Origin of the sequence: Mycobacterium sp. NPDC049093 (genome assembly GCF_040704635.1) — a bacterium.
Lineage (GTDB): Bacteria > Actinomycetota > Actinomycetes > Mycobacteriales > Mycobacteriaceae > Mycobacterium.
The window spans coordinates 930,163-951,434 of sequence record NZ_JBEZJS010000001.1; the positions used below are offsets into that span (position 1 = coordinate 930,163).

21 protein-coding genes are annotated in these 21,272 nt (G+C 66.1%); 10 read left to right on the forward strand and 11 right to left on the reverse strand.

Features of this window, described 5'->3' with window-relative positions; genetic code table 11:
- Positions 1-130 precede the first annotated feature (130 nt).
- Positions 131-517, forward strand: a complete 387-nt coding sequence (locus AB0876_RS04565; RefSeq protein WP_526041339.1) for a nitroreductase family deazaflavin-dependent oxidoreductase — start codon at positions 131-133, stop codon at positions 515-517.
- Between the two features lie 66 nt (positions 518-583).
- Here the strand turns inward: AB0876_RS04565 and AB0876_RS04570 are convergent, their stop codons facing one another.
- The gene (locus tag AB0876_RS04570) at positions 584-1,453 is read right to left on the reverse strand and encodes a CDP-diacylglycerol diphosphatase (protein WP_526041340.1); all 870 of its coding nucleotides are present in this window, start codon (positions 1,451-1,453) and stop codon (positions 584-586) included.
- 140 nt (positions 1,454-1,593) lie between these two features.
- On the opposite strand from AB0876_RS04570, the gene AB0876_RS04575 reads away from it, so the two are divergent.
- Complete coding sequence (locus tag AB0876_RS04575; RefSeq protein ID WP_526041341.1) at positions 1,594-2,226, forward strand: cutinase family protein; 633 nt, start codon at positions 1,594-1,596, stop codon at positions 2,224-2,226.
- Positions 2,227-2,242: 16 nt separating this feature from the next.
- On the opposite strand, the gene AB0876_RS04580 is transcribed toward AB0876_RS04575, so the two are convergent.
- Together AB0876_RS04580 and AB0876_RS04585 are read right to left on the reverse strand one after the other, a co-directional pair.
- Positions 2,243-2,824 carry a hypothetical protein gene (locus AB0876_RS04580; RefSeq protein ID WP_526041342.1) on the reverse strand — a complete coding sequence of 194 codons (582 nt, stop codon included), beginning with the start codon at positions 2,822-2,824 and terminating at the stop codon, positions 2,243-2,245.
- 27 nt (positions 2,825-2,851) lie between these two features.
- Positions 2,852-3,262 carry a VOC family protein gene (locus AB0876_RS04585; protein ID WP_526041343.1) on the reverse strand — a complete coding sequence of 137 codons (411 nt, stop codon included), beginning with the start codon at positions 3,260-3,262 and terminating at the stop codon, positions 2,852-2,854.
- Between the two features lie 109 nt (positions 3,263-3,371).
- Between AB0876_RS04585 and AB0876_RS04590 the strand changes: the two genes are divergently transcribed.
- The gene (locus AB0876_RS04590; protein ID WP_055116879.1) at positions 3,372-3,830 is read left to right on the forward strand and encodes a lipoprotein LpqH; all 459 of its coding nucleotides are present in this window, start codon (positions 3,372-3,374) and stop codon (positions 3,828-3,830) included.
- Between the two features lie 83 nt (positions 3,831-3,913).
- Positions 3,914-5,338 (forward strand): serine/threonine-protein kinase, encoded by a 1,425-nt coding sequence (locus tag AB0876_RS04595; RefSeq protein WP_526041344.1) that lies wholly within the window; start codon positions 3,914-3,916, stop codon positions 5,336-5,338.
- Here the strand turns inward: AB0876_RS04595 and AB0876_RS04600 are convergent.
- Both AB0876_RS04600 and AB0876_RS04605 read right to left on the reverse strand, forming a co-directional pair.
- Positions 5,326-6,171 carry a serine hydrolase gene (locus AB0876_RS04600; protein ID WP_526041345.1) on the reverse strand — a complete coding sequence of 282 codons (846 nt, stop codon included), beginning with the start codon at positions 6,169-6,171 and terminating at the stop codon, positions 5,326-5,328. The two genes, AB0876_RS04595 and AB0876_RS04600, sit on opposite strands and share 13 nt — an antisense overlap.
- Positions 6,172-6,176: 5 nt before the next feature.
- Complete coding sequence (locus AB0876_RS04605; protein WP_491839764.1) at positions 6,177-7,310, reverse strand: AfsR/SARP family transcriptional regulator; 1,134 nt, start codon at positions 7,308-7,310, stop codon at positions 6,177-6,179.
- A 110-nt stretch (positions 7,311-7,420) separates the two neighbouring features.
- On the opposite strand from AB0876_RS04605, the gene AB0876_RS04610 reads away from it, so the two are divergent.
- Genes AB0876_RS04610 through AB0876_RS04620 form a run of 3 tightly spaced genes read left to right on the forward strand, consistent with a single transcriptional unit; the run spans position 7,421 to position 10,613 of the window.
- On the forward strand, positions 7,421-9,349 hold the full coding sequence (locus AB0876_RS04610) for a methyltransferase domain-containing protein (protein ID WP_491839763.1): 1,929 nt from the start codon (positions 7,421-7,423) through the stop codon (positions 9,347-9,349).
- Complete coding sequence (locus AB0876_RS04615; protein ID WP_491839762.1) at positions 9,346-10,134, forward strand: glutamate racemase; 789 nt, start codon at positions 9,346-9,348, stop codon at positions 10,132-10,134. The genes AB0876_RS04610 and AB0876_RS04615 overlap by 4 nt, the downstream gene beginning before the upstream one ends.
- 35 nt (positions 10,135-10,169) lie before the next feature.
- On the forward strand, positions 10,170-10,613 hold the full coding sequence (locus tag AB0876_RS04620) for a DUF6636 domain-containing protein (RefSeq protein WP_491839761.1): 444 nt from the start codon (positions 10,170-10,172) through the stop codon (positions 10,611-10,613).
- Here AB0876_RS04620 and AB0876_RS04625 read toward each other — a convergent pair.
- Complete coding sequence (locus AB0876_RS04625) at positions 10,610-11,338, reverse strand: hypothetical protein (protein ID WP_491839760.1); 729 nt, start codon at positions 11,336-11,338, stop codon at positions 10,610-10,612. The two genes, AB0876_RS04620 and AB0876_RS04625, sit on opposite strands and share 4 nt — an antisense overlap.
- Positions 11,339-11,349: 11 nt before the next feature.
- Positions 11,350-13,491, reverse strand: a complete 2,142-nt coding sequence (locus AB0876_RS04630) for a M64 family metallopeptidase (RefSeq protein WP_526041346.1) — start codon at positions 13,489-13,491, stop codon at positions 11,350-11,352.
- Between the two features lie 174 nt (positions 13,492-13,665).
- Between AB0876_RS04630 and AB0876_RS04635 the strand changes: the two genes are divergently transcribed.
- A complete protein-coding gene (locus AB0876_RS04635; RefSeq protein WP_526041347.1) occupies positions 13,666-15,528 on the forward strand; it encodes a hypothetical protein in 1,863 nt (620 codons plus the stop codon).
- Positions 15,529-15,534: 6 nt separating this feature from the next.
- Here the strand turns inward: AB0876_RS04635 and AB0876_RS04640 are convergent, their stop codons facing one another.
- From AB0876_RS04640 to AB0876_RS04650, 3 genes are all read right to left on the reverse strand, one after another.
- The gene (locus AB0876_RS04640) at positions 15,535-16,641 is read right to left on the reverse strand and encodes a hypothetical protein (RefSeq protein WP_526041348.1); all 1,107 of its coding nucleotides are present in this window, start codon (positions 16,639-16,641) and stop codon (positions 15,535-15,537) included.
- Positions 16,638-17,558 carry a hypothetical protein gene (locus AB0876_RS04645; RefSeq protein WP_526041349.1) on the reverse strand — a complete coding sequence of 307 codons (921 nt, stop codon included), beginning with the start codon at positions 17,556-17,558 and terminating at the stop codon, positions 16,638-16,640. The genes AB0876_RS04640 and AB0876_RS04645 overlap by 4 nt, the downstream gene beginning before the upstream one ends.
- Positions 17,559-17,671: 113 nt before the next feature.
- On the reverse strand, positions 17,672-18,097 hold the full coding sequence (locus AB0876_RS04650) for a WXG100 family type VII secretion target (RefSeq protein WP_526041350.1): 426 nt from the start codon (positions 18,095-18,097) through the stop codon (positions 17,672-17,674).
- Between the two features lie 119 nt (positions 18,098-18,216).
- Here AB0876_RS04650 and AB0876_RS04655 point away from each other — a divergent pair, with 119 nt between their 5' ends.
- Complete coding sequence (locus AB0876_RS04655) at positions 18,217-19,359, forward strand: zinc-binding dehydrogenase (protein WP_526041351.1); 1,143 nt, start codon at positions 18,217-18,219, stop codon at positions 19,357-19,359.
- On the opposite strand, the gene AB0876_RS04660 is transcribed toward AB0876_RS04655, so the two are convergent.
- Entirely contained in the window at positions 19,350-20,558 is a 1,209-nt protein-coding gene (locus tag AB0876_RS04660) for an alpha/beta hydrolase family protein (RefSeq protein WP_526041352.1), read from the reverse strand. The two genes, AB0876_RS04655 and AB0876_RS04660, sit on opposite strands and share 10 nt — an antisense overlap.
- 93 nt (positions 20,559-20,651) lie before the next feature.
- Here AB0876_RS04660 and AB0876_RS04665 point away from each other — a divergent pair, with 93 nt between their 5' ends.
- Positions 20,652-21,266: a TetR/AcrR family transcriptional regulator gene (locus AB0876_RS04665; protein ID WP_491839752.1), complete on the forward strand. Its 615-nt coding sequence runs from the start codon at positions 20,652-20,654 to the stop codon at positions 21,264-21,266.
- Positions 21,267-21,272: the final 6 nt, after the last annotated feature.

Here is a 21,272-nt window from a genome sequence, read left to right on the forward strand (position 1 = left end):
TGGTCGTCGGAAGCGGCTCGTACCTACTCAAAATCCGCCAAGTGTCGGTTCGAGTCCGACTGGGGGCACTGACGTCGTTGCGGCTAGAAGAGCCGGTGAACCGACCTCAATTTGCACCTAGACTCCGAGAATGCGCGTTCCCCGTCGAGTCGGAGAGTTCAACAAGCGAGTCACCAATCCGGCAGCGCGCGCGATCACACCGTGGCTACCGAACCTCGGGACGCTCGAGCATGTCGGGCGGAAGTCGGGTAAGCGATATCGAACGCCCCTGTTGGTGTTCAAGACCCACGATGGCTACGCCATCCTCGTCGGCTACGGCCCTCAGACGGACTGGTTGAAGAACGTGTTGGCCGGGGGACGGGCAGCGCTGCACAAGCGGGGACGGGCTTTCGACCTGACCAACCCACGGGTGGTGAGCAAGGCCGAGGCCGCGCCACTCGTCACACGCAGTTCCCGGCTGCTCTACAACGCTTTTCCCTATAACGAGGCGTCTCTGCTGCTGACGATCGCGCGCTGACCTCTTCACCGCACCAACACCAACGGCCACCCGAAACTCGGGTGGCCGTTGGGCTTGCAGGCAGGCTCAGCCCTTGTCGAGCAACCGCTCGATGTTGTTGACCCCGGCCGGGGTGATGCCGGATTTCTCATCGCTGGCGAGGACGATGAAGCCCGGGCCCTGGTGGTTCTTGGTGATCAGCACGGTCTCGTTGCCCATCCCGAAGCTGGGGTCCTGCTTCTTGATCGGCGCGACGATCTGGCTGTTCAGTGCCGCGACGAAGTTCTGGTCGATGTTGTCGGTGTTCCAGGTGCGGTAGCCGTGGGGGCTCTTTTCGATCGGGCCCGCCTGGGTGTGGCCGCGCACCCCGATCACCGAGGTCTTCCAGGCCTTCTCATCCCTGGTGACCTTGTGGTTCTTGACGGCCTGGTCGATGTCGGCGCGGGCGGTGGGGTCGAGCAGGGTCACGTGGATGTGCAGCTGATCCTGGCCGCGGTTGTCGGCGGAGTTGATGCCCAGCGCCCAGTCCGGGGCCTGGCCCTGGTTGCCCGGTGGCAGAATGCTGACCTGCTCGAAGGCGTCTTTGAAGTAGTGGGGAGCATCGCTGCCCAGTAGGTTGTCGCACTCGATGCCGGTCTCGCGGGCCGTCGGGATCACCAGCAGGTCGGTCAGCTGGGCGGGGTGGTGTCCTTGCCGGACGGCGTAGCCGCGGGACTTGTCCCCGCCGGGGAACACCACGTCGATGGCGCCGTCCTTGTGTGCTGGCGTGGCGTACCTGACGTCCTTCCAGAGATCGACGTTGTCGTGCACGTTCCCGCACGGACCGAAGTCCGGGACCTTTGCGCCGGCGGTCGGCGCGACGGCGAGGCCCATCACCGGTACGGCCGCCGCTGCGGCGATGAGTGCGGCGCGGCGCACGAAGCCGATGCGGTTGGTGGTGTTGTTGGTGGTGGTCATGTGGTGTTCCCCTCGGTGGGTGTTGGTGTGTTGAAAACACCATCCCGTGTGGGAGCGGCCGGGTCTGTCCGCTGGTCAGGCCATGAATCGCCCGAATCGCGGGTCCACCGATCGGGGGAACGCCCCTACGATCGGTCGGTATGACCAGTAAGCCTGCTTTGATCCTGGCCTTGGCGGCGTTCGCCGCAGCTGTCCCTGCCGTCCTGCCGGCGACGGCCACCGCAGCACCGTGCTCCGACGTTGAGGTGGTGTTCGCCCGCGGCACCAACGAGCCCCCGGGCCTGGGCAGTGTCGGTGGGCCCTTCGTCGATGACCTGCGGGCGCGGGTGGCCCCGCGCACCGTCGACGCAACCGCGGTCGACTACCCGGCGACCAATGACTTCAACGTCAGTACCCCGGCCGGCACTGACGCGGCGCGGTCTCTCATCGAGTCCGTCGCGGCCAGCTGTCCGAATACGAAGATGGTGCTCGGCGGCTACTCGCAGGGCGCGGCAGTGATCGAAAAGGCCACCAACGAGGCGTCTCCTCAGGTCGCTGACCATGTCGCGGCCACCGCGCTGTTCGGTACACCGCAAACCAGCTTCTCGGGACTTCTGGCCGCTGGCCAGACGCTGCCGATGCTGGCACCGCAGTACACGGCCAACTCCATCGCCCAGTGCAACGAGGGCGACCCGATCTGTTGGGAAGGCGGCTGGGACATGGGGGCCCACGTGTCCTATGTGCAGTCCGGAAAGGTCGCGCAGGCAGCCGATTTCGCTGCCGGCAAGCTGTAACTCGGAGCCGCGAAAATCAGTTGAGTCTTCGGACATTCTGGGCGCTCACGGTGGAGCCGTCCCACCGCAGATCGGCAGCCATCTTGATGGTGGGACAGCACTCGCCATCGTTGGGTCCGTTGGCCAGCCAGTTCACGTGCGCGACACCATCACTGATCGACAGGTCGGTCACAACCTCGCGGCTGTGCGTGAGGTCGCCCAGGTTCACCCCACCCAACAGCGTCGGCCCGGCTGTGTAGAGCTGCACCGTCTCGGGCCAGGGCACCCCACCGGCGCTGCAGTCGGTCACCATCGCGGCATCGGTGTTGGTGCCGCCCGTAAGGTTGCCGAACGCGACCTTGTAGCTCCGGTCCGGCTCGTCGTTTCGCTGAGCGATCCTCACCGAGCCGGGATGTGAATCTTGCGGCGGCAGTTGCCCGTTCACCAGGTTGCCCGGGTCGTGCTGACACAGCGCCGGCACCGGTGCGGACAGCAGGTCCTGCAGCGTGACCGAGTTACCGGCAGCCGGGGCCGCGGGAGACGGATCGGCGCATCCTGTCGCCGATGCGAACAAGCCGACCACACCCGTCAGCCTGATCATCACGTTGCCGATTTTCATGTCCGCCCCCTCACAGCGTCTTCCACGTCAGCGCACGCCGCACCTTGGCACCCGGGCGGGTGCCGGCTCCTCCCGGCGCAGCTCGGCCGGGTCGGTGCCTCTGCGGAGCCGCTCATAGGTCGACAGCAGCTGTTCCAACGATCCGACGGTGAAGCCGAGATGGTCGATGCCGTAGACCTTCCGGCGCAGCCGGGCCAGTGGGAACAGGTAGCGCAGGAATCGCGGGACCTTGACCAGAGCGAGGCGATGGCTTTCCTCGTCCCACGTCAAGAAGGCGATCTTCGAATCCTCGTGAACGACGCGGGCTCCGAATACCGTCCCATACCAAGCGATTACCTCGTCGCTGCGCGCGGTCTTGACCACCCAGTGCGCCAGGTACTCCGGTGCCAGCCGGTTCCCGTCCCTGGCGTCGCTGCCCTGCATGCCTTGCACGCTCATCCGTCAAGTGTCGTGCGGGGCAGCAAGGCTGCGTAGCGTAGTCGGCTACCTAATTCTGTCGTCCCGCGTTTGGGTCGCTCCCGCGCTACAGCCGGTTCATACTGCACAGATGCGTGCCCGGGCCGGTATCGCGGCGCCGACGGCCGCGATCGCACTCTTGGCCGGGTGTGCGCCTGGAGCAGGGCTGTCCGACGTGAAGATCGTGATCGACGGCGACGTCCACACCCTGGCCGCGCAGGTCACCTGCACCAGATTCCCTGACGGCAACCTGCTGATCTACGCCTCGCCGTCGGCGACGAATCACCGACAAAGCGTCCGGGTGATGCTGGCGACGACACACCGCCTGGTCGTCACGGCGGCGGGATTCCATATCCCCGAGGGCAGTGGATTCACCAAGGACTCTCAAGAGATGACGGCCATCAAGGTCGACGACGTCTACACGATCAGTGGCCGGATGCCTGCCGGGGAAGGGCCGGGGTGGCGCCAGGTCAAGATCGAGATAGCCTGCCCGGGGTACCAACAGCCGAAAGGTCGACCCGACACCGTGCCCGCGATCGGAAGCCCCTGACCAGACATGGTCGGCAATCATCTGCATCGCGTGGCCTCACAGGCGATACTGCGTCTATAGCGAACGATCAGGGGAGATTGGAAGTGGATTCGCGCGTCGGTACGACGTTCGGCAAGTACTCGATCACGCGCCTGCTGGGTAGAGGCGGGATGGGGGAGGTGTACGAGGCCTTCGATGCGGACAAGAACCGGACCGTGGCCTTGAAGATCCTTGCCGATCAGTACTCCAACGACGCCATCTTCCGTACCCGCTTCCAGCGGGAATCGCATGCGGCGGCGGTCTTGCAGGAACCGCACGTCATCCCGATCCATGACTGGGGCGAGATCGACGGCAGCCTCTACATCGACATGCGGTTGGTGCAGGGTGCGACGCTGTCGGACCTGATCTCCGATGGTCCGCTGGAACCGGCGCGGGTGGTGGCCATCATCAGCCAGATCGCCGCGGCCTTGGACGCGGCGCACGCGGCGGGGTTGATCCACCGCGACATCAAGCCGCAGAACATCATCGTCACGCCGGCCGATTTCGCCTACCTCGTCGACTTCGGCATCGCCGAGAGCCAGGGCGACAGTCGGCTGACCACCGAGGGATCGCGTATCGGCACCATGAATTACATGGCGCCCGAACGGTTCACGGGCCAGACGGTGACGCCGGCGGTCGACTCCTACTCGCTGGCCTGTGTGTTGTACGAGGCGTTGACCGGTCACCCCCCGTTCGCCGGCGACAACCTGGAAAATCTGCTCGCAGCACACATTTCCGCACCGCCTCCGCGTGCGAGCGTCACGAATCCCACGGTGCCCTCGACTCTCGACGATGTGGTGGCCCGGGGTATGGCCAAGGACCCCGACGACCGGTACGGATCCGCGGGCGCGTTGGGCCGGGCGGCCCAACGCGCGCTGCAGGCCGGCTCGGCGCCGACGACCCTGCCGCATCAGGCGTCGACGCTTGCCGCCCCCACGGTCGGTCCACCGCCGGTCCAACGTGCGGAGCCCGCCCATTCCGAGCCGCGCCGTCGGGGCTGGGTGCTGCCAACCGTCATCGCCGTGGCGGCCGCGCTGATTCTCGGCGGCCTCGGCGTCGTGATCGGCATGCTTGCCACCGACGCCGGCCAGCCTGCGGACACCCCACCTTCCGCGTCTGGCAAGGATGCGGGGCAGGACGGAGGTCCGCTGCCGCCGCTGGTCACCGGTCCCGATCAGAGCAGCCTGCACCAGACGTGCGACGACGGTTTCGCAGCCACCACGGCCAGCGGGTTCGGCAGCCGCGCTGGACGCGGAACACCGGAAACCTCATGCCTTTTCACCAACAGCGTGCTGACGTCGTACTGGGCCGAATACGGCAACGCGAGCCCGCTGCCGCGCGCGGTGTCGGCCCCGGGCGCCGTGGACTGCGGCCGGGTACCCGGGGCACTGTGCGACGGCTCCAATTTCCTGATGCACTGCCAGCAGTCCCCGGGCGACAACTGGATCACCTGCACGGGCGGCAAGAACGCCCGCGTCTATCTCTGGTGAGCCGGGCAGTCACCGGCGGGCAGCGCCCCCAGCCGTTGTTGCAGCCAGTTGGCCATCGTGGTGAGCGCGGCGGTGCCGTCCTCGAATTTCCCGGAGAACGGCAGGGCGGCGAGCGCCACGGCCACCGTCCCGGACGGGGTGGTCAGCACCCCGATCTGACGCACCAGGTAGCCGCCGGTGGGTGTGGGGCCCCAGCCGCCCTTGAACCGGCTGCCGCCGATGGTGCCGAGGCCCCATCGTTGATCGGCCTCGACCCGGCCCATCAGGTCGAACACCGGAGCATTTGCCTTGTCGCACACTGCCACCGAGATGAACCGTGCCTGATCCTCCAGTGGCCAGTCGGTCTGCCCTGACGCGCTGAACTCGGGCCGTACTCGTTGTGATTGGACGATCGTCGGGTCACCGGTCTGCCGCAGGACCGCTTCGACTTTATTGGCAGCTTCGGCGGGGGTGCCCAGGCTCTCCCAGATCGTTTCGGCTGCCGCATTGTCGGATTGGGTGATGGCGGCCGTCATCGCTTCTGTGATCTGTGGCGGCACCTGTGCGCGCAGCGCGGCGATGATCAACGGCACCTTGATGGTCGACCAGGCGGGACCGCTCTGCCACTGCCCCAATGACATTGGTTCCTGCCCCGGCCCGACACCGCTGAGCGCGATCCCCGCCGTGGCGTGCAGGTCACCTTCCAATTGGGCGAACTCCGCCGCCAGCGGCGCGATGGGGGAGGAGTCCCGCGGGTGCGGCCGCCCGCCGAGCTGGGTCCCGACGATGACTCCCGCGGCGAGCGCGATCGCCGCGAAGACCGCGATCAGTGCCCACAACCGGCCGCTGCGCATCGATGTCACGGTGCAGCGCTTTGAAGTTCGAAGGTGAACTTGCGTCCGCCGATGCGGATGGGGTCGCCATCGCCGACGGTGGCGCTGGGGTGGATGCGTTCCTGCCGCACCTGCACACCATTGGCCGACTGCAGGTCGGTGATGACGAAACTGCTTCCGGTGTCGATGATCACGGCATGGTGGCGGCTGATCTCGGCGTCGTCGAGCACGATGTCGTTGTCGGGCAACCGGCCGATCCGGGTGACGTTCGGCTTCAACGGGTATCGGTGTCCGGCGGCATCACGCAGCGCGGCAGATGTCGCACCTCGGCTGGTGGCGGTGCGTCCGGCACTGACGGTACGTGCCGCGGTGGCCATGGCGACCTGCCGGATGTCGAGGCGCTCCTGACGCAGGATCCGCGCATGCAGAGCGCTGAGCGTGGGCCCGGGGTCGATGCCGAGTTCCTCGGCCAGTACCGATTTGACGCGCCGGTAGGCTTCCAGCGCATCGGACTGTCGCTCCGCTTGGTAGTAGGCGGTGATCAGTTGAGCCCATAAGGGTTCGCGGTACGGATGCCTGGCGACGAGGTCTTCGAGGTCGGCGATGACGGTTGCGGCGCGCCCGCAGGCGATCTCGGCCTCGGCGCGGCTGGTGTGTACCAGCACGTGGTCCTCGGTCAGGGCCGCGGCAAAGGTGTCGGCGAATCGGAATCCGCGGAGATCCTCGAGGACGTCGCCGCGCCATTGCGCCAGAGCCGCGGCCAGGTGTGTGCCGGCTGACTCGAACCGTCCGGCCGCGGCGGCGTTGATCCCCGCGGACTTCTCGGCGATGAACCGGTCCAGATCGCAACTGCCGGCGGCCACGTTGAGCCGATAACCGGGAGCCGCTTTGACGAGCGCCGCGGGCGCCTCCGGCTCACCAACCCCGAGCAGACGGCGCAAATTGGACACGTGGGTGTGGATTGTGGCGCGGGCCGCGGGTACCGGTTCCCCGTCCCAGACGGCGTCGATCAGCGATTCGGTGCTGACCGCCCGATTGCGATTGATGAGCAGGAATGCCAACACCGCACGCTGTTTGGGCGTACCCAGCGCGACAGTCGCGTGGTCCACGGTGACCTGCAGCGGGCCCAACAGGCCGAACCCGACACGAGGTTCACCCATCGCTTGCCTTCCCGGTGTTCGGCGCGGTCCGCATCCCATTGTGACGCCAGGCGGCGCTACCGCAAGGATCCGTTGAGAATCCTGCAAGGTGTCGGCGTCATCGTTTCGGCATGACCACGATTTCGCACCTCCCCGCCCGGTACGACGACGCTGCCGGGCTGGATTCGCTGCTCGACGACTTGGCCGGCGTCGCGGTCAGGGGCGAGGTCCCGGGGCCGGACCTGCTGACCAGGGTCGCCGATGTGCGGCCGGCGTTGGCCGCGATGGCGGCCGTCCCCAACGATGGTGAGCCCTACTCCCGGACGATCCTGCGCGTCGATGACGCGGTCGAGATCATGCTGGCCCGGTGGCGACCTGGACGACGCTGCGCACCCCACGACCATGGCGGGGCAGGCGGTTTCGTCATCGTCCTGCAGGGCCGGTTCGAGGAGCGGCGGTTCGACTGGGACGGTCCACGGCTGTCCGTCGTCAGCAGTACCGAGCACCACACCGGCGACGTCACGAGCATCACCCGCGACGTGATCCACGATATGGCCGGCTTGGATGGGGGATTGACCCTGCATTTCTACAGTCCGCCCGCGACCAGCATGCGGGTGTTCGATCTGGATCGTTCCGAGATGTTGGAGTTGGTCGGCAACTATGGAGCCTGGATTCCGCGAGAGCCGCACCCACGCGTCCCGTTCGCCCGGATATCCCCCGAAACACCGGCTGCACCGGTGATCTGGGTGGCCCACACCACGCACTACCGGGGTGGATCAGCAGAGTTCGCGGTGGCCGCGGCGACCATGGCGCGTGAGCTGACCGCCGCCCATCCCGATGCCGAGATCATCGTGTCCGGCCTGCATCACAAGGCCGACTTCACCGCGCAGCTCACCCGACTGACCGAGGCAGGCCGCGTCATCGACCAGTTGCACCTCATCAGCCATTCCGGAATGTACGGCCCGATGTTCGGATCGACCGACTGGCCCGAGCAGTTCTCACCGCACGAATGGCGGTCGATGACAATCCCGTTCACCGCCACGGGCCGCGCCTACTTTCATGCCTGCCGCACCGCACGCTGGTTCGCGCCGTTCTTCGCCAACGTGTTCGGTGTACCCGCGTTCGGAAACCGCAACTACACCACGGTGTCGACGCGCAAGGACCGGTTCTCCTGGGCGGGCCGTCGCCCGTCGTCGCGCTCCGACCTCTATCTGATCGACGCGCCGGGACGGAAGTCGCATGGGCCATTGGGAGCCGCTCGCAAGTACCTCGGAGCCGCAGCACAGCCACCGGTGCTCAGCATGCCCGAACCCGCCGGTGCTGTCGGCTCGTACGATCCGGTGGCCGAGCTCTATGACCGCGCCTACGCCGATATCAGGGTGCGCGGCACCGAGTGGCGGTGGATATCCGAACGCGCCGCCCTTGCCCGGGCCGAACTCGGCCGGGGACTGCGGATACTTGAAATCGGCTGCGGCACTGGTGCGTTGTTGCGTGCCTTGGACGACGACGGCGTACTCGACTTCGGCATCGGCGTGGACATCTCCTCGGGCATGCTCGCCCAGGCGCGCACCCGCGGTAGGCAGCGCTCCCGGCTGCGGTTCACAGCTGTCGACGGTCCGCAGCTCGACCTCCCCGACGATCACGTCGACGTGGTGATCTGCTTTCTGTCGTTCCGGTACCTGGATTGGGATCCGGTGATGGCCGAGATCCGCCGGGTACTGGCGCCCGGCGGACGGCTCTGGGTGGTCGACATGGTGGAGCACCCGATGCGGGTTCGCGAACTCCCGGTGCTGGCCCGGTCGGCGCTCGAGCACGTGCGCACCCGTCGGGCCCGACCGCAGTTCGCCGCCGATCTGACCGCCTTGACCAGCCATCCCGCATGGCGGGAGATGCTGCGGCACAATCCGATCCGCGCTGAGCACGAGTACCGCTGGTACTTCGCCAGTCGGTTCCCCGGCACACAGCTGCGGCTGCTGACCGCGACGCCGTCACAACGGGTGATGGCCTTCGACTCCGGACCCCTCGACAAGGGGCTCACGGCCCCGCTCACCTACCCATGACGCCGCCTGCGTGCCTCGGCATCGTCGACTGGGGCATCGGAGGCATCGGGCTGGTGCGCGAACTGGACCGGCAAGTGCCCGGATTGCCGGTGCTGTACTGGTCGGACGCCGGAGTCACGCCCTACGGCCGGATGCGCAGCGCGGACCTGACGGCCCGGCTCCACGCCGTGGTCTCCGAGCTCGCCGGCCGCGGGGCCACCGAAGTGGTGCTTGCCTGTAATGCGGCGAGCACGGTGGCTCCGCGCCTGAGCCGGGCGCCGGTTCCGGTGGAGGGCATCATCGGTCACGGCCTGGCGTCGGTGCCCGACCACGTCCGAGGACCCGTCGGCGTGGTCGGCGGGCGACGCACCATCGCCAGCGGCTGCTATCGGCGCGGGCTGGCCCGGCCCGGCCGCGAGGTGCTGTCCCGGGTGGCGCAACCGCTGTCGGCCCACATCGAGGCGGGCAGCACCGGCTCACCGGGGTTCGTCGCCGACCTGCGCCGGATCGTGGGCCCGCTGCAGCGGGCCCACGCGGTGGTCTTGGCGTGCACCCACTATCCTGCCGTGAGCGACTGGTTCGCCGACGCCTTGCCCGACGCCACGCTGATCGACCCGGCCCAGCGACTGGCCGCCGCGATCGCCGCGCGCCATCCCTCCGCACAGGCTGGCCCAATGGCCGCAAGGGCGTATCTGACCAGCGGCGATGCCGCAGCCATGCGGCGAGGTGCGGCGCTGGCCTGGGGAGTGGAACTCGTCGCCGAACCGGCCGCAACCGCCGACGAACTCAGCACGAGATTCCATTGAGAATTCCGCAAGACGGTCCCCGCATGCTCAATGCCATGAGCACACAACCGCGTCACCTCATCCCGTTCGTCACCGCGGCGGCGGCCCTCATCGCCCTCCCTGCCACCGCGAACGCCTGCCCTGCGCCACCCAAGTTCGTCACCCCGTCGGGCAACATCTGGTGCCTGGTCCCGAACGGCTTCGATGGCAGCAACGGCGTCGTCTGCGAGATCCGGGACCACACCTACAACCCGCCGGCCAAACCGGCGGACTGCCACCTGGACTGGGGCGACCGCGTCAGCCTGAAACCGGGTAGCGCGCCCGAGGTGCACTGCCACGGCGACACCATCTTCGACAACGGAATGCCGACGCTGGCGTACGGTCAGACGCGCTCGGCCGGACCGATGAAGTGCGAGTCGCAACCCGCAGGCGTCACCTGCACCGACACCGGCAGTGGACATTATTTCCGGATGTCGCGAGATTCGCTCGAACTCGGTTAGGACTCTCGCGAAGGTCGTTTGCGCCCGGATCCACCGAACACCCCGTCGGGGAGATCCCGGGCCCGCAGCTGTGAACTGCGCGCCAACTCCGTTGTGGCCCGCACCCGCGAGGCGACCGACCGCGACGAGCGTGCGTCGAGCACCAGGTGTTCGGGTACTTCGAATATCGAGATCGACAGATCGCTCGGGGCGAAGGTGGCGAGTGCCTCGAGGGGGACGCGAATCGCAGTCTCCCAGCTGGATTCACGCACGACCCGGTGCCCGCGGAAGTCATCGGCCGAATCCGCCGGGTCGGGAATGCCGATGCTGAGCCCGGGGTCGATCAACGGCTGCAGCGCGATCACCTGATCGCCGACGCGCACCTCGAGAAACGTCGAGCCGCGCACCTCAGCCTCATTCGGAGCAGGGGCCTCGACAACGGCACTGTCCAGCACGGTGATTCGGCCGCGGCGGACCTGCAGACGAAGGCGGACACTGCGGGTCTGATCGCCCGCTTCGGGTTCCGGTGCCACCTGCGGACCCCATTTCCTCTTCGCGGTGGTGCCACGGCCGTACAGCGCCTGCGACGCTGTCACCGAGGGCTTGCTACGGCCAGTCTGCTCCCTGCGCAGCGCCGACAGCGTTCCGCCGTCTTTGGCCTGACCGCGGGCGAACCCGTCGATGGTGGTGCCCAACGGCCGTCGCCGGCGCAGGTTCTTCGAAGGCCGTTCAGTCGAATCAGTCATCTTGGTCTCCATCACCAGTTTCTGCCGTACCGGTAGTTGTGCACCCATTTGTTGTAGATGCAGTTCAGCCTCAGCGGCTGGACGCCGCGGAATGTGCCCAGCCAGTCACGGTTGTGCACCAGCACACGGTCTGGACCGCGCAGGATGATCGGGCCGGGCAGTATCCGGCGTCCTTCGCCCACCGGTGGACGGAACCGCTCATAGGTGGGTACCCGGTTGAAGACGTTCGATGCGCCCAGGTGCCACTCGCCGATCCAGTCCTCCCGGAAGTCTGCCGACAGGTTGGCGCCGCTGGAGATCATCCGCCCGGCGTAGGTGTGCGACCAGTCGACCATGTTCCAGGCGAACAGCCCGACCTTCCCGCTGCCGGTGAGGTCGGCGGCCAGGAACTGGTCACCCTGACGCATCCCGCCCCAGCCGGGGACGTCGCCGTCGAACATTCGGCTCCGGGTGAAATCGCTTCCCGTGGAACGGAACATCGCCAGGTACGGGTTCGCCCAGTCAGAACCGTTGAAGAGGTACAGGTCGTCCTTCCCATCACCGTTGAAGTCTCCGACGATGAATCGGTCGTGCTCGGCGAATCCACCCCAGCCTGGAATGTCGTCCTCCCACAACCGGATGCAGCTGAACGCTCCACGCCTCATCCGGAACAGGCCCAGGTACCTGCTGCTCCAGTCCTTCGCGTTCCAGATGAGCAGGTCGTCGTGGTTGGTGCCCCCGAAATCGCCGACGAAGATCTGGTCGTGGCGGGCCAGCCCGCCCCACCCGGGGATGTCGCCGTCGTAGCGGCGGCTCTGGGTGAATCCGGTGCCGGTCGACATCAACGTCGCCACATAGGGCGTCGACCAGTCGTCGAAGTTGTAGATCAGGAGGTCGACCTTTCCGTCGCCGTTGAAGTCACCGGCGATCAGCCGATCGTTGCGCGCGAACCCACCCCACCCGGGGATGTCCCCGTCGTAGCGGGCCAGCACGCGCATCGTGCCGTCGGTGTTCACCTTGATCAACGCCAGATACGGGAAAACCCAGTCGGTGGAGTTGAACACAACCAGTTCGTCGCGGCCGTCACCGTCGAAGTCCGCCGCGAGGTAGGTATCGCCGGGGCGGATGGCCCAGATGCCGGGGACCGCTGCGGCGGTGGTCTTCTTGTGTTCCCACCGGTTGCCGTCGGCTCGGTACACGGTCAACGCGCGATTCTCGGGGACGATGAATTCCGAACCGACAGCGGAGGTGAACCGCCCCGGGACCGCCTTGCGGAAGTCGTGGTCGGCGGCGAAGCGATAGTTCTTCTTGAGTTCGGTGTAGCAGACCGGGCAGAAATCCGGGACGTTGCTGTTCATGCGGCAGTCGATCACCGGACGGTAGATCCCGGTCTCGAACGTGTGGCCGCCCTCGAACAAACCGGCGTCGGAGGCGTCATCCCACCCGGCGGGCTTGGTGCCGACGGTCCAACCGGCGGCCGCTCCCACACCGGTGGGTACCGGCGTCGAGGGATTGACGAAGTTGTTCCATTTGAGTTTGGAACGCTTGGTTTCGAGCGTGACGTTCACCCTGCCCGGATCGGAATCGGTGAAGGCCCCCTTACCATTGGCGCTGTACTCGTCAGCCAGATTGCCGAAGCCGTGCCCGAATTCGTGGGCGATGGTTGACCAACCCTCGTTCAGCGTGACTTTGAGGGTGGTGCCGGTGCGCAATCCGCCCGGCTTCTTCGAGTTGACGATGATCAGGGTGAAATCCGCCCCCGGGGCCCACTTGTTGATCGCGTTGCTGATTCGGGTACTGGTACCGGTCCCGTCCTCGAACCAGTTGTGCCACCACGCGCCGTTGGCGATGATGTTCAGCGCGGTGTCGAAGATGCTGTCCGTGGAGGTGTCATCGGAGATGTCGGTCGGCGTCCCTGCGTCGTTCCACGTGCGTTCGCTCGCACCTGAGTGCTTCGATTCGAGGTTGACGCGCCGGATGTTCCACGCGGCGGCGTCTTCGTTGTAGTAGCTGGCCGCCCCGAAAACCTGCTTCATCACGACGTCACGCACGTAGTTGTTGTAGATCGTCTGGTCGGCGCCCGCCGCGAAGCCGTCGCCGAGAATCGCCAGCGTCTTCTTGAAACTGAACAACCCTGTCCCTACGTCCTGCAGGACGGTCACGCTGTCAGCCATCTCGGCCCCCACTCATCCGGTGAAGTTCCAACGATGCGCCGTGGTGGGCGGAAGGGAACGCGTAGTGCGCTACTCGACTATTGCCCAGTTCAACTGCGGCGCCGAATCGCATCCGGAAACCGGGGGCCTCCCGCTAGCGTGACAGAGGTCGGCGTCGATGTAACGGGGGGAAGAATGACGCGAGTAGTGGCGTGGGTTGGTGCCGGGGTGTTCACGGCGGGATTTTCGGCGGCTGTGCTCGCCGGGGCGGGTGCCGCTCACGCCGACGACGACGGCGGGTCGAAGCAGGACAGAAAGCCATCGGCGAGCCAGACCAATTCCGCCAAACAGACTCACCAGCGGACCGTGCGCGCGGCGAAACAGCGGCCGACGGCCGACACCAGACAACGCGCGGCCCACACCGACGAGTCGGGCCAGTCTTCGCGCCAGTCCGCTGATTCCGTCCGGACCAAGGCGCGCACCCTACTTCGGGACTCGGCCCGCGACGCTCGGAAGGCGGTGCACGACCTAGGTGCCGCCACCCGCGACGCCGCTGAGGACGTGAGCCGCGAAGTCACCGGGAAGGTGCCGGGCACCGCAGAGGTCCGAGCCCGGCTGCCGATCAAGATTCGACCGGCACTCGCCGCCGCGCCGGAGCGTGCGAGCACGCCGGAATGGCGGCTGAGGCAGCCAACGCAACTGCGCGCCAAGCAGATCGCTACGGCACTGCGCGCCTCCGAGGAATCAGCGACTCCAGCGCGACCGGACCCCATCGAGGCGATCCACGATGTGATCCGCAGCCTCGGCGCCCTGACGCTCAATCCCGAACCGCAGAACTATCCCAAGCCGCTGTCGGTGATCACCGGAGTCGTGTTCGATACCGTCGCCGCCCTGGAACGAATCGTCGGTGGCGACCCGGTGGTCCCGCCGGGTCTGCGTGACTCGGTCGAGGTCAGCACCTCCACCCTGGTCATCTCCGAAGGCCACGAAGTCGAATCCAACTGGTATTTCCCCACATCCGCCAACGGTGAGCCACCGACCCGGTTGATCTACCTGCAGCACGGCTTCCTGGCCAATGGGCCGCTCTACAGCTACACGGCTTCCTATCTGGCGCAGTCGACCAACAGCATCGTCGTCACCACCACGTTCACGTCGAATCCGTTCGAGGCCGACGGCATGTGGCTCGGTGGCGACAACCTGCATGAGGCGGTCGCCCAGCTGTTCCTCGATCCTGAGCGCACCGCCCTCAACGCCAGCATGGACACGGCCGAGCTGAAGGCCGGCCGCACCGAGAATCTCGATGTGCCGATGCAGTTCGTCCTCGTCGGGCACTCGCTGGGCGGCGGGTTCGCCCCCGGGGTAGCCGGGTACTACGCCGAGGGTTTGACCCGACGGCGCGATCAGGGGCTGGATGCGCCCAACGACCTTGCCGGCGTGGTGATCTACGACGCGGTGCCGATGGGCTCGATCATTCCCGACGCCATGGAGCGGCTCGACGAGCTGGAGACGAACGGGACGGCCGACCCCGGCGACGACGATCCCAACGACTACATCCCGATCTACGAGATCGGTGCGCCGCTGAATTTCCTGAACGTGTTCAGCGACGTCAACGACCAGCTCACGGAAGCCAGACCGGGACAGTTCACCGGCGTCGTGCTCGAAGGCGGCGTGCACATGGACCCCATGCAGGGCGGCAACCCGTTGATCCAAGCCGCCGCGTACCTCATTGCCGGGTTCCCGCAGCCGCAGAACCCGCTGGCCGTGCGTGAGCTGTCCGCCGGGTGGATCAACGACATGTTCGACGAGAAGATCGACCCCACCACCGGGACGTGCCACACCGACTGTGCCGGGCAGTACGGCGACGGCGACGACTCGTTCACCATCTCCACCGACAAGGGCGACGCCGTGGCGGTGCTGATCGGCACGCAAAAGGCCACTGATCTCACGTCATTGCGCGCCATCAGCGCCACTGACTTCATCTCCGCGATCCCCGCCGGCGTACTCAACGGCATACAGACGACTTGTGATCTGTTCACCGGGGACAAATGCTCGGTGTAGCCGGCGCTACTCACCGCAGATTGTGTGCATCGATGTGCGGTCGCGGGCGGCGACATCGGCTGGGTTCAGCCAACCCTGGCCTTCGAAGTAGAAGGTATCGGAGGGATGTTGCGCGGACTCGCTGATCGGGACGGCTAGTTGGGTGGACTTGCTCCACACGAGTTGGTTGCTTCGGTTGGTTGCCCTGTCGGTTTCTACAAGTCGGAACAGCACCGACTTGGCTGTGCGCCAGTCGAAGTCCGATGGCAGCGGATGCGTCACGGTGAATTCCGGATCGTTGCCACCCAAGCTGAGGTATTCGACGTCCTCGCTGGAATGCTCGGTTTTCCGCAGTATCGCCTCGGCCTGTCCCGGTTGGAAAGTGAGAATCACCCCGGAGTCGAACGGACATGGGGAGCCTGTCCAGAATCGGAGAGTGCCGTCAGTGACGCGGACTCCGACGGCCGCCTTGATGCCCTCACCCCTGCCGGGATCAGCTGTGCAGACTGTCAGGAACTCCTTGCCGTCTCTCGCGGCGACCTCGGTCGGGTTGAGCCATCCGAGGTCGGGAAAGTAATAGGTGTCCTCGGGGTGTTCGGCTGAATGCTCGGTGATCTCAGTGGCGATTGGTGTGAACTGCAACCCGCCGATCCCCCGGGCATAGGGAGGACCGGCAACTTCAAAATCGATGAATTCCGCTCTGCGCCAATCGAACCCCGGTGGCAAGGAGTCTTTCACGTTGAAGCCGGGATACGGCCCATCAAGGGTGAGGTGGTCGAACTCGACTCCAGGTGTCAGCCCGTCGTCGTCCATATAGCTGGGCGTATTGAGCCGCAATTGTTTGTCGCCGGTGCCCTGAGAGTTGAATCTGACGACGACCTGGGTAGTACCTTCACATTTCGATCCGGTCCAGAGGTGTAGTTGTCCATCGGTGACGCGCACCCCGAATTTCGCTGATGGCAGCGATGTTTCGAACGGACTTTTGCCGTGGTAGCTCTCGCATCCGGATAACGCCATGGTGACAGCAATGATTGTCACGATCGAGCACAGGAAGCGCAACACTGGCGGCCTCGGATGCGGGTATCGAACATGGCCGGTTGCACTTGGTGTGGCGCTGGTAGACAGGTCGTTCACGGGTTCCTGCCACAGATCGTCTGCATCGAGATGCCGTCGCGGGCAGCGACGTCGGCTGGGTTCAGCCAGCCTTGTCCTTCGAAGTAATAGGTGTCAGGAGGATGTTGCGCGGACTCGGCGATCGGAATGGCGAGTTGGGTGGACTTGCTCCACACGAGGTTGCGGTCGTGGACGCGCAGTTTCTCGGTGTCGAACAGTCGCAGGAGCACTGATTGGGCTGTGCGCCAGTCGAAATCGTGGGGAAGTGGACGGGTGACGGTGAATTCGGGATCCGGCCGGTCGAGGGAGATGCGCTCGATGTCGGTGCGCGGAGAGCCCTTTTTCTGCAGGATGGTTTCGGCTTGTCCCGGTTGGAAGGTGATGACTACCCCGTCGTCGACGGGGCAGGGCGCGCCTGTCCAGAATCGGAGAGCGCCGTCGGTGACGCGCACTCCGACGACCGACTCTTCGGACTCCCGCTTCGCGGGGTCAGGGGTACAGACTGTCAGAAACTCCTTGCCGTCCTTCGCTGCGACTTGGGCAGGGTTGAGCCAGCCGATCCTGGGGAAGTAGTAGGTGTCTTGGGGGTGCTCTGCCGAGTGTTCGCTGATCTCAGCGGCGATCGGAGCGAAATCCACCGTGCCGAGCCCCCGGGCGACTGGCGGGCCATCGACCTGGAAAGAGAATCTCTGTGCTGTGCGCCAGTCGAATCCCGATGGCAGGGAGTCTTTGACGCTGAAGCCGGGGTAGGGGCCGCCAAGGGTGAAGTACTCGAAGTTGACACCGGGCACGAGCCCGGCCGCCTCCGCAACACTGGGCGTGTACAACACCAACTCGGGCGCATCGCTTTCCGCAGCGGTGAACCTGACGACGACCCGAGTGGTCCCTGCGCACGGCGTTCCGGTCCAGACGCGCAGCTTCCCGTCCGTGACGCGCAATCCCAAATTTGACGACGGGAGCGACGTCGCGAACGGATCCCCATGGAAGGCCCAGCATGCGCTGAGTGGCAGAGCGAGAGCCATTATCGTCAGGACACAGAACAGGCGGCGCATTAGTGGTACCCGCCGTCGCTGCCGCCGGCGTTGGTCTCGAAAGGGTTGGGGTCGGCGTCGGTTGGCGTGAAGTACTCCTGGAGGAATTTGGCGAAACCTTTGTCGGCCCACTGCTGAGAGTGCCGCTTGACCGCGGCATCGACCTTCGCCTTGTAGTCGACGAGCTTGGGGCCGTGTTTGTTCAGTGTCTCCTGCAAAGTCGCCAACGTCTCGCGGTAGGCCTGTTGATACCCGATGAGCTCGCCGTACTGTTTGCCGGCGGCGTCCGACGCCGTACCGATCCAGTCCTCGCGAAGTGTGTTCATCTGCTCGCGGCCTTGGATGATCTGGGCATTGACGCGTTGCGCTGAAGTCTCGGCATCGCTGGCCGCTGTGCTCAGGACGTCGGGCTTTGAATCGCGAATCCTCGAAACCGTATACGCCACGCCGCCCCCAATCTGCCGACTCCATTCTCACCCGGGTCACCGAAGCTCAGCTGCACCAAATCTCGAGGAACTCAACGCGGACACGGCCGCGAGGGCGGCGCCGGACGTAGTGTTCAACCATGACCGAAGCCCTGCCCAAGACTGCTCTGGAACTCCGGTCGCTGGTGACCGAGGGCGGCACACTCGAGTTGTCGCTGCACGAGGTTGCAGTGCCCACTCCGGCGCAGGACGAAGTGGTGGTCCGGGTCGAGGCCTCGCCGATCAACCCGTCGGATCTGGGTCTGCTGATTCCCAGCGCAGCCGACATGTCGGCGGCCACGGTCGCTGGCACCTCGGACCGTCCTGTCGTCACCGTGCCGCTGCGCGACGGGGCGCTGGCCGGGATGGCGGCACGCGTCGGCATCTCGCTTCCGGTGGGTAACGAAGGCGCGGGCACGGTGGTGGCGGCGGGGGAGTCGGCGCAGGCGCAAGCGCTCCTCGGCAAGACAGTCGGGATCGCAGGTGGCGCGATGTACGCGCAGTACCGGGTGGTCAAGGCCGAGGCGTGCCTGGTGCTGCCCGAGGGGGCTAGCGCCAAAGAGGGCGCGTCGTCCTTCGTCAACCCGCTGACGGCGCTGGGCATGCTGGAAACCATGCGCCGCGAAGGACATTCGGCTCTGGTGCACACCGCCGCCGCATCGAACCTCGGCCAGATGCTCGTCAAGGCGTGCCTGGCCGACGGGGTACCGCTGGTCAACGTCGTCCGCAAGGCCGAGCAGGAAGAGATCCTGCGCGGCCTCGGCGCGGTCCATGTCTGCAACTCGTCGTCGCCGTCGTTCGAGACGGAACTTTTCGAGGCGCTCAAGGCGACGTCGGCGACGCTGGCGTTCGACGCCACCGGCGGTGGCACGTTGGCGAGCCAGATCCTCAACGGCATGGAGCGGGCCGCCAACGCGACTGCCGCGCAGTACTCCCGCTACGGGTCGAGCGCCCACAAGCAGGTGTACATCTACGGCAGCCTCGACACCGGCCCCACCGTGCTGACCCGAAACTTCGGAATGGCCTGGGGCGTCGGGGGTTGGCTGCTCACCCCGTTCCTCGCCGGCGCCGGCCCCGAGACCATCGCCCGGCTGCGCGCCCGCGTCGCCGCGGAACTCACCACGACGTTCGCGAGCGCGTACACCCAAGAGGTCTCACTGGCCGGCATGCTCAAACCCGAGGCGTTCAACAGCTACCTGCAGAAGGCCACCGGCGAGAAATATTTGGTGACCCCTCAAGCTTGAGTGCCCAACTGCTCGTCGAGCCAGTCGAACATGACCTGATTCGCGCGCGATGCGGCACCCATATGGCAGTGCTCACCCGCACCGTCGGCCTCGTAGAGCGTCACCAGGGTGGTCTTCGCGTTGACCATCGCCTCGGCCGCCCGCACCGGCTCACCCTTGAAAAACTGGTCGTTCTCGGCGTCGAGCACCAGCACCGGTGAGGTGATGCGGTCGGCCACGTCAGCGATCGTGTAGGCCTTGAAAGCCCGGGCCAGCTCGGCGGGTGAGTCGATTCCCAACGCCCACAGCCCGTTTCGCACCGCCCAGCGGGTCTGGGTATTGACGGCCATCAGCAGTCCGATTACCGCCTCGGCGGCCTCGTCATTGCCCTCATCGACCCACTTGGACAGGAACGGCGGCATCATATTGGTCAAGGCCGAGTGGAAGTCGTAGACACCGTCGTTGAGGATGACGGCGGCGAGCCTGTTCTCGAAGGCTGCTGCGCGGGCCACCAGATAGCCGCCGAGGCTGTAGCCGAAGACACTGATCGCTTCTGGCGCGATCTCGGGGCGGCTGAGGGTGAAGTCGACCACCGGAGTCAGCACGGCCTCCCAGTCGGACCGGAACGTCAGGCCCTGCTCACGCAACGTGGCGCCCTGGCCGGGTCCGTCGAATGCCAGCACGTTGTACCCGCGCACCAGGGCTCCGGCCGCGAGCGCGACGTAGGACTCTTCGAGGGTGGAGTCGTACCCACCGTTGAAGATAACCGTGGGGCGGGGCACTCCGGAGTCGTCGACCAGATACAGGTACCCGGGCAGCATGGTGTCCTGGTAGGGGATGGCGATGCGTTCGAAACCGAAGTCGAACAACGACATTGATTCTAGGAATGTCTCGCGTGAGCGGTTGAACAGTTCCTCGGCCTCAGGGTCATGGGCGGGGTTCTCGCGCAGGTAGAACTCGGCGGTGCGGTAGTAGTTCGACGCTCGCAGCAGCGCCTCACGTGCGCTGACCGTGTGACCGGCGGCCAACGATTGGCGGCCGAGGGCCTCGACCCGCTGCGCGGTTGCCTTCCATTCGCGATGCCAGGCGGCCTCGTCACCCTCGGGGATGGCTCGGGCAGTTACCAGGATCTCGCCCAGATCGGCGCCGCCGGCATTGGCGTATCCGGCTGCACGGAGCGTTTCGAACGAGAACGACTCGTCGGCGAACAGGAATTTCATGGCTCCTCCTTAACGAAACGGAACTGCATCGTCTCGATTAGAGTAGATCGCGATTAAACGGAACGCAACCGTTCCGTCTCGTAGAATCGACCCGTGGCCACAGCAGCGCGCCGGACCTCCGGCGGTCCCGTTCTTCTCGACGACGTGACCGCCGCGATCGAGTCGGCGTTCTTCGAGGAGCTGGCCGCCGTCGGCTACGGCAGGCTGTCCGTCGACGCGGTGGCCAAGCGGGCCGGCGTCGGTAAGGCCGCCATCTACCGGCGCTGGAAGTCGAAGCAGGACCTGGCCGCCGACCTGGTCACCAAGGTGGCGGTCGCGGCGATCGATGTTCCTGATACGGGGACGCTGCGGGGCGACATCAGGGCCTATCTGGAGAACGGCCGGGCGGCCCTCACACATCGCCTGGCCCGCACCATCATCCCGGACCTGCTCGCCGAGGTGGCGCGTGATCCTGACTACGGCGCCACGATGGCCCCGCGGATCCGAGAACCCCGCCGCCTCAAGGCCGCTCAGCTGTTCGAGAGGGCCCGTGTGCGCGGCGAGATCGCCGATGACGCCGACATCGATGTCGCGCTCGACATGATCGGGGGAGCGCTGTACTGGCGTCAATCGGTCATGCAGGTCGACGCCGACGACAACTACCTGGACCGGCTGACCGAAGCCATCATGACTCTGGTCGGCACCGACTCACGGTCCGCGCAGCGCTGAACAGCA